Below are 16,666 nucleotides of genomic sequence, written 5' to 3'. Positions count from 1 at the left end.
TTCAGTGCGAAGTCACCGTGCGAATTGCTCCGGAATTTCGGTGACGCGACGCTGGGTCATTTGATTCATCCACCCGGTGCCATTGCTTACCGGCCGATTGTTCGACGTGCCCGCGAGCGTATGCATGGTAGCGGATGTCGTGATCGCGGTGTATTCGCTGCTGTCGTCGGGCCATTCTTGCGCGAATGATTCGTCGGTTTGTGCGGGTGACTGCGCGGGGAAGGCACGCGATGTGTGCTGCGCTGTACGCGTCGCGCTGACATGCGGTATGTGGGCGGGCTGTGACGGCCGAGCGGGTTGGCCGCCCGAGAGCGTTTGGCTGTGCATTGCTGTGACCTGCATGTGCTGTGACGGTCGAGCGGGTTGGCCATCAGAGCGCGGTTGGTGATCCATTGTCGCGACCTGCATGCGTTGCGGCTGGTGCACGGGTGTGGCGCCACTCGGCGCGCGCCGGGACACTGCGTTATGAACCGAAGCCGAAGCCGAAGCCGAAGCCGAAGCCGAAGCCGAAGCCGAAGCCGAAGCCGAAGCCGAAGCCGAAGCCGAAGCGGACGCGACATCGGCATGCGCCGGCGCCACATCCACTGCCTTCGCGTGAGACTCATCGACCACAAATGCTGGCAGCCCCGGCACTTCGACATGGGGTGCATGCGGCCAGCGCTGTCCGTCGTGATTCCCTGTGGCGACGATCACCGGCCCTGGCAATCCACTGGCCAACTGACGCAACACGTGATGTCGATCGATCGCAAGCCACGCAAGTAGCGCAACTGCACCGACGATGCAGAGCCTGCCCGCGATTCCATGCCAATGGCGTGAAGCGCGGCGTCGTTTGGCTGTTCCGGGCCGACGCGGCTTCAGCGCTATCCGCATCGGCGCCGGAGGAGGCTTGTGCAGTGGTGTATCCCGCGCTATGTCGTCATGCATTGCACGACGCGCTGTGCCAGATCCGGTAGCGGCGGAAGGTGCAGCCGTAGCCAGCCGGTCAAAGCCGCCGCTGTCAAACACCTTCCAACGCCGACGCGACAACAGTTCCCGATTGCTCAGACAGATCGTATGCAGCAGCGCCGCATAAAGAGATCGGTGTTCGTCTAGCTCACTATCGTCGGGGGTAAAAGGTGTCCACTCATGAAGCAACGGCACGGGAAGATCGTCGAGCGGACGAGAGAGGGGCAGCGCGTAAGCGCCTTCGATCAGGGTAAGCGGAGTGCTGGACATCGCTTTCTTGTGGTGCCCGATGACAGGGCGGCCGGTGGCAGTCACGGAATCCGTGGGGATCCGACGGTGCGTCAGCGGGGACCTGATCCACCGTCAGACACCGCGCGAGGACGATGAAAGAACGACAGACCGTTATCCGCTGAGGCTATCGGCGACGGAAAATGTTGCCCCGAGGTAATCCGTTCAGACGATCAGACTGCTCTGAAAATAACAGCGGCGCACCTCACACGATCACGGCTCCAGCCGATACACATAGCGCAACGCGGTGATATCGACGCCGCCCATATGATCGGGCTCCGCGCCGACGAACTTCCAGCCGTGCCGCTCATAAAAGCCGATGGCGGGCGTGTTGCCTTCCAGCACGTACAGATACAACTGCGCTTCGCCTTGCGCGCGGGCCCAGTCTTCGGCGGCGCGCATCAGCGTCCGGCCGACGCCGATGCCCTGGTAGCCGGGCAGCGCATGCAGGTTGTCGAGCAGCACGCCCCACACGGATTGCGGCTGATGCTCGACGCACATGAAACCGGTCGGCTCGTCGCCGAGTTCGGCGATCAGCACGATGCGCCGTTCGCCGCCCGGCGCGCCGAGGCGGGCGGCCCAGTAAGCGGCGCGTTCGCGCGCGACTTCGCTATCGAGAAACGCATCGGGCAACAATCCGCGATAGGTGGCTTGCCAGCTGGCGCTATGAATCGACGCAATCAGCGGGGCGTCGTCGACGGTCGCGGGGCGCAGCGAAAGAGCAGGGGTGGTTCGCATCGGAATAAAAATCAACTGAATGACATTGCACGTAAAGTTTACCGCGCCGTCAGCGGCCCGCGCGAGCGCGCGCGTAAGCCAACTGTATGTGTTTTAGGGCAACATCGGCAGTAGCATTACGTGGCGGGGGCGCCGCGCGAATCACAATGTTTACCCTGATCGCGCGTGAACGCTGTGAGTATCGGCATGCCGCGCCTTCGCCACACGTTTTTTGGTCCGTCCGCGGTATCCGCTCGCGAAACGCGATGGATCGTTTCAACCACCTGGTCGTCGCTGTCCACATCTTTGCAGCGCGGCGACGGGCTTATCCGACCGAGAGTGTCATGTCTACTGCGACCCACGCAACTTCCGTGACGGAAGAATCCAAAGCCAAGACCGTGTTCCGCGTCGTCAGCGGCAACTTTCTTGAGATGTATGACTTCATGGTCTACGGCTACTACGCTTCGGCGATCGCCAAAACCTACTTTCCGAGCGGCAACGCGTTTGCGTCGCTGATGCTGTCGCTGTCGGTGTTCGGCGCCGGCTTCCTGATGCGCCCGGTCGGCGCGATCGTGCTCGGCGCATACATCGACCACCACGGCCGCCGCAAAGGCCTGATCCTCACGCTTGCGCTGATGGCGCTCGGCACGCTGACGGTCGCGGCGATTCCAGGCTACGCGACCATCGGCATCATCGCGCCGATACTCGTGCTTGGCGGGCGGCTGCTGCAAGGCTTCTCGGCCGGGGTCGAACTGGGCGGCGTGTCGGTGTATCTGTCGGAGATCGCCACCAAGGGCAACAAGGGCTTCTACTGCTCGTGGCAGTCGGGCAGCCAGCAGGTCGCGGTGGTGTTCGCCGCGTTGATCGGCGTGCTGCTGAACAAGCTGCTGCCCGCCGACCAGATGACCGCGTGGGGCTGGCGCGTGCCGTTCCTGATCGGCTGTCTGATCGTGCCGTTCCTGTTCATCATCCGCCGCTCGCTGAAGGAAACCGAGGAGTTCCAGGCGCGCAAGCATCGCCCGAGCATGGGCGAAATCATGAAGTCGATGGCCGCGAACTACCCGGTCGTGCTCGGCGGCATGGGCATGGTGATCATGACGACCGTGTCGTTCTACACGATCACCGCGTACACGCCGACCTTCGGCAAGGAAGTGCTGAAGCTGTCGTCGATCGACACGCTGATCGTCACCGTCTGCGTCGGTATCTCGAATCTGATCTGGCTGCCGCTGTCGGGCGCGTTGTCGGATCGCATCGGCCGCCGTCCGGTGCTGCTCGCGTTCACGGTGCTGACGATCCTCACCGCGTATCCGGCTCTGCAATGGCTGGTCGCCGAGCCGTCGTTCGTGCGTCTGCTCGCGGTGCAGTTGTGGCTGTCGTTCATTTACGGCTGCTATAACGGCGCGATGGTGGTGGCGCTGACCGAAGTGATGCCGGTCGAAGTGCGTACCGCCGGCTTCTCGCTCGCATACAGTCTGGCGACGACGATCGGCGGCTTCACGCCGGCGATCGCGACGGCGCTGATCCACGTGACCGACAACAAGGCGGCGCCGGGCCTGATCCTCGGCGTGGCGGCGATCTGCGGTCTGCTCGCGACGCTGTTCCTGTATCGCACGCCGGAGTCGCGCAATCAGTATCGGGCCGCGTGACGTTCAGGCCACGGTTGGGCCGCCACATTCGTTTCGCTGAAAAGAAACCCCCGCGTTCGTTGGAACGCGGGGGTTTTTGTTTGATGGTGGGCTGATGCGCGCAGTCGGTATTGCGAGCGACTTGCCTGCGGTCTAGCCGTTACCCGTTCCGCACTTCCTTCGCGACGATCTCGACGACTTCATCCCACGCGCCCGGCCGCGGCTGACGCACGAGCGTCGCGCCCGGGTACCACGGACTGCGCGCGTCGCCGTCGAACCAGCGCCAGTCGGCGGCGAACGGCAGCATCAGCCATAGCGGCTTGCGCAGCGCGCCCGCGAGGTGAGCGATCGACGTATCGATCGACACGACCGCATCGAGCCGGTCGACGATCGCCGCGGTATCCGCGAAGTCGCCGATGCGCCGGTCGAAGCGATGGATCGACGCGGCGCGCGGATGCGCGTCGAGCGCCGCGCGCTCGGCGTCGCTCAGATCGGGTTGCAGCACGATCCAGTCGATGCCGTCGAGCGCGAACAGCGGATCGAGCGCGGCCAGCGGCATCGTGCGCGTTTCGTTGCGCTGGATGCGCCCCGACCACGCGAGCCCGAGCTTGCGTTTCGCCTGACCGCCGAGCGAGCCGCGCCATTTGCGGCCATAGGTTGGCGGCACGTTCAGATACGGGGTGCGCGTCGGAATCGTGTCGTAGCGCGTGCCGAGCGCGAGCGGCAGGCTCAGCAGCGGAATCTGCAGGTCGGCGGCGGCGGTGGGGTGAGGCTGGCCCTGCGCGATCAGCGTCACGCGCCAGCTTTTCGCGACCGGATCGAGCAGCGGCAGCAACGCAGGCTGCACTTCGAGCACGACGCGCGCGGCGCGCTCGGCGGCGAGCGGCACGAAGCGCACGAACTGCAGCGTGTCGCCGAAGCCCTGTTCAGCGTGGATCAGCAGCGTGTGCTGGTCGATCGGCTCGCCGTGCCAGCGCGGCAGCTTCTGGATTACCGGTTGCGCGAGCGTTTGCAGCCGCCATTCGTATTCGGGCAGGCCGCGCTCGAAATCGCGCATCGCGAGCCACGCGAGCGAACGGTTCATATGCGCGGCCGCGAGATCGGGGCGCAGGCGCAGCGCCTGATCGAGCGCGCGTACCGCGGCGGCATGTGCGCCGAGCGCTTGGTGCGCGGTGCCGAGCGCGAGCCATGCGAGCGCGAATTGCGGATCGAGACCGACCGCGCGCTCCAGATACGGCAGCGCCTGTGCGGCCCGGCCGAGCGCCGCGAGCGCGTTGCCCATCCCGTAGATTGCCGGCGGCAGGTTCGGCTGCAGCCCCAGCACCTTCTCGAACGATGCGACGGCTTGTGCATGATGGCCGGTCGCATCGAGCGTATTGGCCAGATTGAAATGCGCGGCGACGAAGCGCGGTTCGGCGGCGAGCGCGGCCTCGAAACAGGGCCGCGCGTCGTTCGGTCGTTCGAGCGCGTTCAGCGACATGCCCATGTTGTTCAGCGTGCCCGCGTGACCGGGGCGCAGCTCGAGCGCGCGCCGGAACGACGCGATCGCGTCGGTGTGACGCCCGAGCGCGTGCAGTGCGTTACCGAGATTGTTGTGCGACGACGCATCGTCCGGTTGCAGGCGCACCGAGCGCGCGAACGCATCGGCGGCGTCCTCGTGACGGCCCAGCGACGCGTACGCGTTGCCGAGGTTGTAGTGCGCCATCGGGAAGCTCGGCGCGAGCGTCAGCGCGTTGCGGAACTGGTCGATCGCCGCGTCGATCTGGCCGAGCGCTTTCAGCGCGTTGCCGAGATTCAGTTGCAACGCGGCGTCTTCGGGGCGCAGGTCGACGGCGCGCCGTACGAGGTCGACGGCTTCCGCGTGCTGGCCCTGCTGATGGCGCAGCACGCCGAGCAGATGCAGCGCGTCGACGTGGCCGGGATTGTGTTCGAGCGTCGCGCGGTAGCCGCGTTCGGCATCGTCGAGGCGGCCGTCACGATGCGCGGCGAACGCGCGGTCAAAAGCTGGTTGCATGACGGGGGTGGGATTCGGATCAAACTGAGGCCGCATTTTCCCATACTTGGTGGAGGGGCCTGCATTTGCGGGCGGCGTGGGGTTGCGTCGGGTCGGTGCGCGGACGCGCGGCATGGTGGCATGCGGCGTCGCAGCTATCCACGCGCGCTCGTGTGCTTTGCCATTTATGCGCGATGCACGCATCGCCCGTGCACTGCTCGCACAGCGGCGCAAACGGCCGTCCTGATTGATGCGGCGCACCGCTTCCCCAATAAACGGCGGCGTACACTAGAGCGCATCGTTGCATCCGGAGTGCCGCATGGACGCTGCCGCCTACGATGCGTCGCCAGTGCTGATCGTCGGGGCCGGTCCCACCGGGCTTGCCGCGGCGATGAGTCTTGCGCGCGCCCATATCCCCGTGCGTCTGATCGACAAGGCGCCGCAGCCGAACCCCTATTCGCGCGCGGTCGGCATTCAGGCGCGCACGCTCGAACTGCTCGAACAGCATCGGTTGATCGAGCCGTTTCTCGAACTCGGCCATCGCGCGCGCGTCGCCAATCTGTTTTCGAACGGGATGCGGCTCGCGCAACTCGATTTCGATCCGCTGCACACGCGCTATCCGTATCTGCTGTTTCTCGATCAATCGGTGACCGAACGGCTGCTCACCGAACATCTGGCGACGCTCGGCGTGAAGGTCGAGCGCGGTGTCGAGCTGACGATGTGCGCGCAGGGTGCCGCGAGTATCGTGACGACGCTGCGCCGCGCGGACGGCCACACCGAAACGATGCGCCCGTCGTACCTGATCGCCGCCGACGGCGCGCACAGCGCGATCCGTCATCGGCTCGGGCTGAACTTCGAGGGCAAGACGTTCGCGCAGACCTTTCTGCTGGCCGACCTGCATGCGGAAACCGACTGGCCCGACGATGAGTTCCATATCTTCGCGTCCGGCGAAGGTCTCGTTGCGCTGTTTCCGATGGGCCGCGGCCGTCATCGTCTGATCGCCGATCACGCGCTCGAATCTGTCGGGGCGGCGGCTGCGCCGGCGGTGGCCGACGAGCCGCCTCTAAATCCAACACCGTCGCCGTCGCTCGATCAATGCAAGGCGCTGATCGCACGGCGCGTGCGCGAGCGCGTCGACGTGTCCGATCTCGCGTGGTCGTCGTATTTCCATGTGAACAGCCGGATGGTGGACCGGCTGCGGGTGGGTCGCATCTTCCTCGCCGGTGACGCCGCGCACGTACATAGCCCGGCCGGCGCGCAGGGGATGAACACCGGCATTCAGGAAGCGTTCAATCTCGGCTGGAAGATCGCGCGCGTGATTCGCGGCAACGCGCCGGACCGGCTGCTCGACACCTATCACCAGGAACGGCATCCGATCGAGCGCGAGGTGCTGCGGCAGACCGGCTTCATCACGCAGATGGCCGAGGCCGATCATGGTCCGCTGAAGCTGCTGCGCGAACGCGTGATGCCGGTACTGGCCGCGCTCGGTCCGCTGCGCGATGCCGCGCGCGCGACGATCAGCGAGCTGTCGATCCAGTATCGGCGCAGTCCGTTGACGCTCGAACGCGTGCTCGACGGCGGCCCGCGTGCCGGTGAGCGCGCGCCCGATGCGCTCGTGCATGTGGTCGACGGCCCGCTCGGGCGTGCGCCCGGCGTCGGCTGTATTTTCGATCTGCACGATCCGGCGTTCTTTTCGCTATTCCTGCTGGTGCCGCCGTTGCCTGTCGACGACACGCCGCTCGATCCCGCTGCGAAGCATGCGCCGCCGCCGGACCCCGAAGTAGAAAAGCTTGCCGCCGAAGTCGAGCGGCTGCTGCCGAACGTGGTGCGAATCTGGCGCGTCACCGATACGACCGGCGACGGCGGCCCGGCGCTGTCCGAATCGTATGGACGCACGCGGCCGTCGTTCTATCTGGTGCGCCCGGACGGCTATATCAGCGCGCGCGGGCGCACCGGCTCGGACCTGCACGGCCTCGTGCGGCACTGCGAGACGTGGTTCGCGGTAGGCGGAGAGATCCCGGAGCGGGTGGTGCAGTGACGGGCCGCGGTCGTTAAGTAGCGCGAGCGGGGCTAAAGCGCAGCCCGCGCCGCACCCTAAGTCGCCGCGGCCTCGGCCGGCGTCAATTCCGCGCGATGCCTGACGATCGCCTCGCGCGTGAACGCCGTCAGCGCGAGACCATGCGCATCCGGCGCTTCGTCGAGTGTCGCGAGCAGCGCGCGGCGCATGCGCGGCTCCCATGAGCGGCGGATGTGCTCGGAGACGCCGGTCAGTGCTTCTTCGTGGTCGGGCATCGACTCGAAGAAATCGCCGATCCGGTTCGCCATGTCGATCAGATTCCGTATATCCATCGCTTTGCTCACTTACCCGTGGTCACCGCGGTTTCGCCAGCCTGCTCGCGCTGCTTCAGCAGTTCGAGCTGCGTGGTATTGAAGCGCGAATAGTCCTTCTGCCATTGCGACGGCTGCTCGACCGGCATCACCTGCACCGCGGTCACCTTGTATTCCGGACAGTTGGTGGCCCAGTCTGAGCTGTCGGTCGTGATCACGTTCGCGCCCGATTCGGGGAAGTGGAACGTCGTATAGACGACGCCCGGCTGCATCCGCGAGGTCACCTTCGCGCGCAGCACGGTCTGCCCCGCGCGCGATTCGATGCCGACCCAGTCGCCGGTCCTGATGCCACGTTCCTCGGCGTCGTGCGGATGCAGTTCGAGCCGGTCTTCGTCGTGCCAGCGAGAGTTCTCGGTGCGGCGTGTCTGCGCGCCGACGTTGTACTGCGACAGGATGCGCCCGGTCGTCAGCAGCAACGGGAACTTGCGCGTGACCTTTTCCGGCGACGCGATGAACTTCGTGATCACGAACTTGCCCTTGCCGCGCACGAAGGCGTCGACGTGCATCGTCGGCGTGCCGTCGGGGGCCTGCTCGTTGCACGGCCACTGGATGCTGCCCATTTCGTCGAGCTTGCGATACGACACGCCGTGGAAGGTCGGCGTGAGTTGCGCGATCTCGTCCATGATCTCGGACGGATGCGCGTAGTCCATTTCATAACCGAGCGCGCGCGACAGCAGCAGCGTGACTTCCCAGTCCGCGTAGCCGGCAAGCGGCGGCATCACTTTGCGCACGCGCGAGATGCGGCGCTCGGCGTTCGTGAAGGTGCCGTCCTTTTCGAGGAATGACGAACCCGGTAGCAGCACGTGCGCGTACTTCGCGGTCTCATTCAGGAAGATGTCCTGCACGACGATGCATTCCATCGACGACAACGCCGCCGCCACATGATGCGTGTTCGGGTCCGACTGCACGATGTCCTCGCCCTGGCAGTAGAGGCCCTTGAAGCTGCCGTGCGTCGCGGCGTCGAACATGTTCGGAATGCGCAGGCCCGGTTCGGGTTGCAGCGTCACGTTCCATGCTTCTTCGAACTGCGCGCGCACCACCGGGTCGCCGATATGGCGATAGCCCGGCAGCTCGTGCGGGAACGAACCCATGTCGCACGAGCCCTGCACGTTGTTCTGGCCGCGCAGCGGATTCACGCCGACACCTTCGCGGCCGATGTTGCCGGTTGCCATCGCGAGGTTCGCGATGCCGATCACCATCGTCGAGCCCTGCGCGTGTTCGGTCACGCCGAGACCGTAGTAGATCGCCGCATTGCCGCCGGTCGCATACAGGCGGGCGGCTTCGCGCACCTGCTGCGCGGGCACGCCGGTCACTGCTTCGGTGGCTTCCGGCGCGTTCTCCGGCAGCGTGACGAAATCGCGCCATTGCTGGAACGCGCGGGTTTCGCAGCGCTCGGCGATAAACGCATCGGCGATGAGGCCTTCGGTAACGATCACATGCGCAAGCGCGTTGATGATCGCGACATTGGTGCCGGGGCGCAACTGCAGATGGTGCGAGGCCTTCACATGCGGCGTATCGACGATATCGATACGCCGCGGATCGACGACGATCAGCTTCGCGCCTTCGCGCACGCGCCGCTTCAGACGCGAGCCGAACACCGGGTGACCGTCGGTCGGATTCGCGCCGATCACCATGATCACGTCGGCTTTGTCGACCGACGCGAAGGTTTGCGTACCCGCCGATTCGCCGATCGTCGTCTTCAGCCCATAGCCGGTCGGCGAATGGCAAACGCGCGCGCAGGTGTCGACGTTGTTGTTGCCGAACGCGGCGCGCACGAGCTTCTGCACCAGATAGGTTTCCTCGTTGGTGCAGCGCGACGACGTGATGCCGCCGATCGAATCGCGGCCGTGCTTGTCCTGGATGCGGCGGAATTCGGACGCCGCGTAGCTGATCGCTTCGTCCCAGCTGACTTCACGCCACGGGTCGGTGATCTTTGCGCGGATCATCGGCTTCGTGATGCGGTCCTTGTGCGTGGCGTAGCCCCACGCGAAGCGGCCCTTCACGCAGGCGTGGCCTTCGTTCGCCTGGCCGTTTTTATGCGGCACCATCCGCACGACCTGGTTGCCCTTCATCTCGGCCTTGAACGAGCAGCCGACGCCGCAATACGCGCAGGTCGTGACGACCGAATGCTCGGGCTGGCCGAGCATCACAACGCTCTTTTCCTGCAACGTCGCGGTCGGGCACGCGGCGACGCAGGCGCCGCACGAGACGCACTCGGAGTCCATGAACGGCTGGCTTTCGCTGGCCGCGACGCGCGATTCGAAGCCGCGCGCGGCGATCGTCAGCGCGAACGTGCCCTGGGTTTCCTCGCACGCGCGCACGCAGCGATTGCAGACGATGCACTTCGACGGGTCGTACGTGAAGTACGGATTCGATTCGTCCTTCTGGTCCTTCAGGTGATTGGCGCCGTCGAAGCCGTAGCGCACTTCGCGCAGGCCCGTTACGCCGGCCATGTCCTGCAGTTCGCAGTCGCCGTTGGCGGGACAGGTCAGGCAGTCGAGCGGGTGATCGGAGATGTACAGCTCCATCACGTTGCGGCGCAGCGACTGCAGACGGTCGGTTTGCGTGCGCACCTTCATGCCGGCTTCGACAGGCGTCGTGCACGAGGCCGGATAGCCGCGCTTGCCTTCGATCTCGACGAGGCACAGACGGCACGAGCCGAACGGTTCGAGCGAATCGGTCGCGCACAGTTTCGGCACGTTGACGCCGGCTTCGATCGCCGCGCGCATCACCGACGTGCCGGCGGGCACCGTCACCGCCTGGCCGTCGATTTCGAGCGTGACGTCGACATCCGAGTGGCGCGCGGGGGTGCCGTAGTCGGTGTTGTCGAAGAACGCGTTCGCCGCGCGCGCTTGCGCCTGCGACTTGCATGCGCAATTACCTGAGCCGCAGCCGCCGGAGAGGGAGTTGATCGTGTCGGACATAGTGGGCTCCTGAGTCAGGCTGCGGCCGCTTTGGTCGCGTGGTGGTCGGCAGCAAGACCGAAGTCTTCGGGGAAGTGATCGAGAGCGGACATCACCGGGTACGGCGTCATGCCGCCCATCGCGCACAGCGAACCGGACACCATCGTGTCGCACAGATCGCGCAGCAATTGCACCTGGCGCGTCGACGTATCGCCGTTGCGGATCCGCGCGATCACCTCGACACCGCGCGTCGAGCCGATCCGGCACGGCGTGCATTTGCCGCACGATTCGAGCGCGCAGAAGTGCATCGCGTATTGCGCGAGTTCGGCGAGATTCGACGTGTCGTCGTGCACGACCAGGCCGCCGTGGCCGATCACCGCGCCGACGGCCGCATAGGCCTCGTAGTCCATCGGAATATCCCACTGGCTTGCCGGCAGATAGGTGCCGAGCGGGCCACCTACCTGCACCGCGCGCGCCGGCCGGCCGCTCGCGGTGCCGCCACCGTATTCGTCGAGCAACTCGCGCAGCGTTACGCCGAACGCGAGTTCCACCAGGCCGCCGCGTTTGACGTTGCCGGCGAGCTGGAACGGCAGCGTGCCGCGCGAGCGGCCCATGCCGAAGTCTTTGTAGAACGCCGCGCCGCGCGCGAAGATGATCGGCACGGTGGCGAGCGTGATCACGTTGTTGATCACGGTCGGCTGGCCGTGCAGGCCGGCGAGCGCCGGCACTGGCGGCTTCGCGCGGACGATGCCGCGCTTGCCTTCGAGCGATTCGAGCAGCGCGGTTTCCTCGCCACACACATACGAGCCGGCGCCTTTCGCGACGAACAGCTCGAAGCGGTGCGCGCTCGAACCGAGCACGCTGTCGCCAAGCCAGCCGGCGGCGCGCGCGCGGGCGATTGCGGTTTCGAGCGTCGCGATCGAATGCGGATACTCGCTGCGCACGTAGATATAGCCGACCGTTGCGCCGGTCGTGACGCCCGCGATCAGCATGCCTTCGATCAGCATGTACGGATCGCTTTCCATCACGAGCCGGTCGGAGAACGTGCCCGAGTCGCCTTCGTCGGCGTTGCAGACGATGTACTTTTGCGCCGCCTTTGCGCCGCGTACTGTGCGCCATTTGATGCCGGCCGGGAACGCCGCGCCGCCGCGGCCGCGCAGCCCCGATTCGATCAGCGCTTCGCAGGCGGCGTCGCCGTCGGTTTGCAGCGCGCGGCGCAGGCCTTCGAGGCCGCCGTGCGCGACGTAGTCGTCGATCGAAAGGGGATCGGTGATACCGATGCGCGCGAAGGTCAGACGCTGCTGCTTCTTCAGATACGGGATGTCATCGACCACGCCGACGCGGCTCGCATGCTCGCCGCCGCTGATGAAGCCGGCATCGAACAGCGCGGCGACATCGCCGGCTTCGACGTTCGCATAGCCGATGCGGCCTTCCGGCGTCGCGACTTCGACGAGCGGTTCGAGCCATAACAGGCCGCGCGTACCGTTGCGGACCAGTTCGATCTCGATGCCGCGGCGCGCGGCCTCGGCCTCGATCGCCTGCGCGAGTGCATCGGCGCCGAGCGCCAGTGCCGATGAATCGCGGGGGACATAGATGCGCGTCATGCCGTCACCTCCACGCACTTGCTGGCGGCCGCGAACAGCGCGTCGAATTTCCGTGGCGACACGCGCGCGTGCAGCGTGCCGTTGATCATCATCGCCGGCGACAGCGCGCATTGGCCGAGGCAATAGACCGACTCGAGTTCGACCGTCGCGCCGGCTTCATGCGCGGCATCGAAGCGACAACCGGTGTGCGCCTCGATATGCTGCGCGAGCGCTTCGGTGCCCATGCTGCGGCACGCTTCCGCACGGCACAGCTGCACGGTGACGGGCGCGGGCGGCTGCGTGCGGAAATGGTGGTAGTAGGTGATCACGCCGTGCACTTCGGCACGCGACAGGCTCAGTGCGCGGGCTAGCGGTTCGACCGCGCGTGGCGGCACGAAGCCGAGTTCGTCCTGGATCGCGTGCAGGATTGCTAGCAGCGAGCGGCCCGGCTGCGCGTGACGTTGCACGAGCTGATCCGGCGCCATGGCGAGAGATTCGTCCAATTGGGGGCTCCTCCAAAGCGATATATGCACTTGTTATTCATAATACGTGCACGTATGCTTCGCTTATTCGATATGGTATTGCCGAACAATAGGCGGGCTGATCGGTGTGTGCAATAGGAAAGAGTTAGACATATATGATCAGGATCGAGTGTCAGGTTGAACTGGTGGTGAAGGGTGCGGACGGCCGCGAGGCCAGCCTGTCGGACGTCATGCCGCTGCTCGCGCTCGTCGACGAATCGGGCAGCATTGCGCAGGCGGCGGCGCTTAAGGGTTTGTCCTACCGGCACGCGTGGGGTTTGCTGCGCGGTATCGAGGAGCGCCTGGGCGGTCCGTTGATCGCGAAAGAGCGCGGACGCGGCTCGGTGCTGTCGGAACTGGGTCACGCGATGCTGCGCGCGCAGAAGCTCTGCGGCGAGCGGCTCGACGGCAACCTGCAGGCGCTCGCGAGCGAGGTCGCGAGTGACCTGAACCGCTGGCTCGCGCCGCCCGTCGATGACGTGCGCATCCACGCATCGCATGGCTATGCGGTGGCCGCGCTGGTGACGGCGCTGGTCGCCAACAATCTGCCGGTCGATATCAAGTACCGCGACAGCGCGGATGCGGTGAGCGCGTTGGCGCGCGGCGAATGCGATCTGGCGGGCTTTCACCTGCCGCTCGGCGAATTTCGTGCGACCTGCGCGGATACCTACCGGCGCTGGCTCGATCCGCAACGTCATGTGCTCGTGCATCTGACGCGGCGCAAGCAGGGGCTCTTCATCGGCAAGGGCAATCCGAAGCGGATCGGCGGGCTGGGCGATCTCGCGCGCGACGATATTCGTTTCGTCAATCGCCAGCCGGGCTCGGGCACGCGGATGCTGCTCGATCTCGCGCTGCGCAAACTCGGGGTGGACCCGGATCGCGTCAATGGCTATGCGTCGGCGGAACTCACGCATTCGGCGATCGCGGCATTCGTCGCGAGCGGCATGGCGGATGTCGGTTTCGGCGTGGAGCCGGCCGCGCATCACTTCGGGCTCGACTTCATTCCAATCGTCGACGAGGACTATTACTTCGCGTGCGACCGCGCACACCTCAGCCGCGCGCCGCTCGCGACGGTGATCGAGCTGCTGCGCGGCAGCGCGTTTCATCAAAGCGTCGAGCATCTCGACGGCTACGATCCGAGCGATTGCGGCAAGCTGGTGGACGTCGCCGATGGGCTTGGGGATGCGCTCGCGTGAAAGCTGGCGCGGGCGGGCGACGTGCGAAAGCTGTCGCAGGAATGTTGGCGTAAGAGGTCGTAATCATAAAAGCAGTGACGCGGGCGGCCGGTAGCGCTGCGAAGCTCGGCCGTTTCGGCTACTCTCTTGGCTTCGCTTCCGCTTTAACCACGCGCGACGTCGCGCCGAACTCCTATGAAAGCTCTTCTTCACGCATGTGCCGCGGTTGCCGCGGCAGGTGTGCTCTGCGGTACCGTCTCCGTTGCGTTCGCGCAGAATTCGCCCGGCGTACCGGGCGGCATCCTGACGGACGAATTCCGTATCAACGAGCATCCGCAGATGCCGTTCGCGGCGTCCGCGCCGTCGGACAAGTATCAGCACGGCAAACGCTCGACGGCGCGCAAGCGCGGCGATATGGGCGATCCGAACGGCTGTAATCTGCAATGCCCGAAGGACGAGTGAGGTTTCTCCCGTTGTCGGACGGTTGATGTTCGACGGTTGATCGTTGGTGTTTGATGTTTGATGTTTGATGCAACGCCGGCCTTCGCGCCGGCGTTGTGCTTTGCGGCTGCTGCCCCACAGTCGCAGTCGCGGCTTATTGAATTGAAGGGGCGGTTCGCCGATCGGGCGTTTTCTTAAGGCTTCGCGACGTGCCACATGTCCTTGAAGCCGTCTCCCTTTGCATCTCCCGCCTGCTTGTCGGCCGCGTAGCGATACAGCGGATGGCCCTTGTACGCCCATTGCTGTCGGCCGTCGGCGGCGGGGATCAACGTCCAGTCGCCTGAGGGCTTGTCCATCGATGTCGCCGTGGCCGCCGGCCAGTTGCTCATGCAGCCGCCGGTGCACGCACTCACGCCGGGCTTGGTGTCTCTGTCGAAGGTGTACAGGGTCATGCCGTCCGCGTTGACGAAGCGGCCGTTGTCCACTTTGGGTGGATCGGCGAACGCGTTGTGTTGCAGCGCGGCTAGCGCGAGCGGGGCGAGCAAGAGAATCGATTTGCGCATGATGAGGCTCCTGTATTGACGACGCGTTCGACAATGGAAGGCGCGTTTCGAGTATAGGCAGCGTGGGCTCACTCGCGGCCCGATGTCGTGCGCGCTATCGAGTGAACGGAGCGCGGAGCGAGGATATTCCGCGCGGTGGTAATGAGGTGGCTTCTGTCCGCGGTTGGACTTTGGCGATCGACCGACCGGATGCGGCCGCGGCCGCAGCAAAGAAAAACCCCGTCAACCGATGGTTGGCGGGGTTTTCGGGAAATCCTGGGTTGAGCCAGGATTGTGTGTTGGTGGAGGCGGCGGGAATCGAACCCGCGTCCAGAAGTCCTCTACGACCAGTTCTACATGTTTAGTTCTGTCTTTTGATTTAACCGCAGCGACGCGGACGAACACGCTTCGCTACGGCGATTCACTAGATTTTCGACCCGGACGTCGTGACGCCGCCAAGGCTTAACTGACGTATATGACCTCTGTCGGTATTGCTACCGGTCTTGCGACACTAGCCCGTCAGTGAACTAGGCAGAGGACGGCGGCCCTTAGGCTGCCAGTGCGAACGTATCGTCGTTTGCAGTTACGTTTTTCCCATTGATTAACGAGGTGACGGGTCCTCGACATGCCCTAGCCGCTTCGCAACCCCTGTCGAAACCAGGTCGCCCCCGCGGTTCGTTGCTCACAAGATATGAGCCAAAGTGAAATTTTACAATAGATCGACGGTCGCGTCCCGTGTTGCCTGCGATCGCCGAGGCCCGCGACTTCACAAACAACCGTGCGAGGCGCGTGCGTCAGGCAATGTCGCGCAACAGCTTCTGCAGCTCGGCTGGCGATTGAACGACGTGCTGCGCGTGCCAATGCGTCGGCGGAATATCGTTGCCGCAATAGCCGTATGCCGCGGCGACGGTTTTCATGCCGGCGGCAAAACCGGCCTGCACGTCTCGCAGATCGTCGCCGACATAGACCACACGTTCCGGCGCAACGTCCAACTCACGTGCCGCGTGCAGCAAGGGCGCGGGATGCGGCTTCGAGTGCGGGGTCGTGTCGCCGCTCACCACGCAGCCGGCGCGCTCCTCGAACCCCAGTTGCGCGACGAGCGGTTCGGTGAGCCGCGTGACCTTGTTCGTGACGATGCCCCAGCGCACGCCGCGCGCATCGAGTTCGTCGAGCACCTCGGCGATGCCGGGGAACAGCGTGGTCTCGATGCACAGATCCGCTTCGTAGTTGGCGAGAAACTCGTCGCGCATCGATGCGTATTCGTGATGGTCCGGGCCGATGCCGAACGCGCAGCCGATCAGTCCGCGCGCGCCCGCCGAGGCCAGTGGGCGCAGCTTCTCCAGCGCGACCATCTCGAGCCCACGATCGTGGCGCATTTTGTTGACGGCAGCCGCGAGATCGGGCGCGGTGTCGGCTAGCGTCCCGTCGAGGTCGAAAAGCACCGCCTGGCACAGGCCGAGCGTGTCCTCGTTGTCTTCACGTTGGGGCAGGGGAGTCGGGTCGCTCATTGTTCGTGTGGTGCGGTGTGTCGAGACAGTGGGGCGA

General features: G+C 65.3%; 13 protein-coding genes and 1 other RNA gene. 4 read left to right on the top strand and 10 right to left on the bottom strand.

Features of this window, described 5'->3' with window-relative positions; all coding sequences use genetic code 11:
- Positions 1 to 12: 12 nt before the first annotated feature.
- Entirely contained in the window at positions 13 to 1,215 is a 1,203-nt protein-coding gene (locus L0U82_RS13225) for a hypothetical protein (RefSeq protein ID WP_233831571.1), read from the bottom strand.
- Positions 1,216 to 1,446: 231 nt separating this feature from the next.
- Complete coding sequence (locus L0U82_RS13220) at positions 1,447 to 1,971, bottom strand: GNAT family N-acetyltransferase (RefSeq protein ID WP_233831570.1); 525 nt, start codon at positions 1,969 to 1,971, stop codon at positions 1,447 to 1,449.
- A gap of 323 nt (positions 1,972 to 2,294) precedes the next feature.
- Here L0U82_RS13220 and L0U82_RS13215 point away from each other — a divergent pair, with 323 nt between their 5' ends.
- Positions 2,295 to 3,596, top strand: coding sequence for an MFS transporter (locus L0U82_RS13215; RefSeq protein WP_233831569.1), 1,302 nt, complete (start codon positions 2,295 to 2,297; stop codon positions 3,594 to 3,596).
- A gap of 139 nt (positions 3,597 to 3,735) precedes the next feature.
- On the opposite strand, the gene L0U82_RS13210 is transcribed toward L0U82_RS13215, so the two are convergent.
- On the bottom strand, positions 3,736 to 5,589 hold the full coding sequence (locus tag L0U82_RS13210) for a tetratricopeptide repeat protein (protein ID WP_233831568.1): 1,854 nt from the start codon (positions 5,587 to 5,589) through the stop codon (positions 3,736 to 3,738).
- A gap of 298 nt (positions 5,590 to 5,887) precedes the next feature.
- Here L0U82_RS13210 and L0U82_RS13205 point away from each other — a divergent pair, with 298 nt between their 5' ends.
- The gene (locus tag L0U82_RS13205; protein ID WP_233831567.1) at positions 5,888 to 7,606 is read left to right on the top strand and encodes an FAD-dependent monooxygenase; all 1,719 of its coding nucleotides are present in this window, start codon (positions 5,888 to 5,890) and stop codon (positions 7,604 to 7,606) included.
- A gap of 56 nt (positions 7,607 to 7,662) precedes the next feature.
- Here L0U82_RS13205 and L0U82_RS13200 read toward each other — a convergent pair whose 3' ends face one another.
- Genes L0U82_RS13200 through L0U82_RS13185 form a run of 4 tightly spaced genes read right to left on the bottom strand, consistent with a single transcriptional unit; the run spans position 7,663 to position 12,927 of the window.
- Positions 7,663 to 7,917: a formate dehydrogenase subunit delta gene (locus tag L0U82_RS13200; RefSeq protein ID WP_233831566.1), complete on the bottom strand. Its 255-nt coding sequence runs from the start codon at positions 7,915 to 7,917 to the stop codon at positions 7,663 to 7,665.
- A gap of 8 nt (positions 7,918 to 7,925) precedes the next feature.
- Positions 7,926 to 10,880, bottom strand: coding sequence for a formate dehydrogenase subunit alpha (gene fdhF / locus L0U82_RS13195; RefSeq protein WP_233831565.1), 2,955 nt, complete (start codon positions 10,878 to 10,880; stop codon positions 7,926 to 7,928).
- Between the two features lie 14 nt (positions 10,881 to 10,894).
- On the bottom strand, positions 10,895 to 12,463 hold the full coding sequence (locus L0U82_RS13190) for a formate dehydrogenase beta subunit (protein ID WP_233831564.1): 1,569 nt from the start codon (positions 12,461 to 12,463) through the stop codon (positions 10,895 to 10,897).
- Complete coding sequence (locus L0U82_RS13185) at positions 12,460 to 12,927, bottom strand: NAD(P)H-dependent oxidoreductase subunit E (protein ID WP_442793638.1); 468 nt, start codon at positions 12,925 to 12,927, stop codon at positions 12,460 to 12,462. Before L0U82_RS13185 ends, L0U82_RS13190 begins: the two co-directional genes overlap by 4 nt.
- 152 nt (positions 12,928 to 13,079) lie before the next feature.
- On the opposite strand from L0U82_RS13185, the gene L0U82_RS13180 reads away from it, so the two are divergent.
- Positions 13,080 to 14,159, top strand: coding sequence for a substrate-binding domain-containing protein (locus L0U82_RS13180; protein WP_233831561.1), 1,080 nt, complete (start codon positions 13,080 to 13,082; stop codon positions 14,157 to 14,159).
- A gap of 174 nt (positions 14,160 to 14,333) precedes the next feature.
- On the top strand, positions 14,334 to 14,600 hold the full coding sequence (locus L0U82_RS13175) for a hypothetical protein (RefSeq protein ID WP_233831559.1): 267 nt from the start codon (positions 14,334 to 14,336) through the stop codon (positions 14,598 to 14,600).
- A 173-nt stretch (positions 14,601 to 14,773) separates the two neighbouring features.
- On the opposite strand, the gene L0U82_RS13170 is transcribed toward L0U82_RS13175, so the two are convergent.
- The 3 genes from L0U82_RS13170 to gph all read right to left on the bottom strand — a co-directional run bounded on the left by L0U82_RS13170 (position 14,774) and on the right by gph (position 16,629).
- On the bottom strand, positions 14,774 to 15,142 hold the full coding sequence (locus L0U82_RS13170; protein ID WP_233831558.1) for a COG4315 family predicted lipoprotein: 369 nt from the start codon (positions 15,140 to 15,142) through the stop codon (positions 14,774 to 14,776).
- A gap of 279 nt (positions 15,143 to 15,421) precedes the next feature.
- Positions 15,422 to 15,791: a transfer-messenger RNA gene (gene ssrA / locus L0U82_RS13165) on the bottom strand.
- Positions 15,792 to 15,915: 124 nt separating this feature from the next.
- Complete coding sequence (gene gph, locus L0U82_RS13160; RefSeq protein ID WP_233831557.1) at positions 15,916 to 16,629, bottom strand: phosphoglycolate phosphatase; 714 nt, start codon at positions 16,627 to 16,629, stop codon at positions 15,916 to 15,918.
- Positions 16,630 to 16,666 lie beyond the last annotated feature (37 nt).

It is taken from the genome of Paraburkholderia sp. ZP32-5 (assembly GCF_021390495.1).
GTDB lineage: Bacteria > Pseudomonadota > Gammaproteobacteria > Burkholderiales > Burkholderiaceae > Paraburkholderia.
Note: the sequence above shows the minus strand (reverse complement) of the source record. Positions and strands in the feature narration are given on the sequence as shown.